Source organism: Corallococcus aberystwythensis, from assembly GCF_003612165.1.
Taxonomy (GTDB): domain Bacteria; phylum Myxococcota; class Myxococcia; order Myxococcales; family Myxococcaceae; genus Corallococcus; species Corallococcus aberystwythensis.
Genome location: NZ_RAWK01000619.1, coordinates 1 through 389 on the forward strand (window position 1 = coordinate 1; position 389 = coordinate 389).

At 50.9% G+C, this 389-nt stretch carries 1 protein-coding gene; it reads left to right on the forward strand.

The window, feature by feature from the left end:
* Nucleotides 1-389, forward strand: a 389-nt coding sequence (locus tag D7W81_RS41760; protein ID WP_208721715.1) for an AIDA repeat-containing protein, incomplete at both ends; no start/stop codon positions are given.

Here is a 389-nt window from a genome sequence, read left to right on the forward strand (position 1 = left end):
GTCCGAGGGTGGCGCAATTAGTCTCTCTACGCTCGCTACGGTTAATGGCCGCCATCCCGAAGGTGAATTCAGCGTTGATAAAGGTTATGCCTGCGGTTTGTTGCTGGAAAATGGCGGTAACCTGCGTGTACTGGAAGGACATCGCGCGGAAAAAATCATTCTCGATCAAGAGGGCGGCCTGTTGGTTAATGGGACAACCTCAGCGGTCGTGGTAGATGAAGGTGGTGAATTGTTGGTGTATCCAGGTGGGGAAGCCAGCAATTGTGAGATTAATCAGGGCGGCGTTTTTATGCTGGCCGGGAAAGCCAGTGATACGTTGCTTGCTGGTGGCACCATGAATAATCTCGGTGGTGAAGACTCTGACACTATTGTTGAGAATGGATCCATTT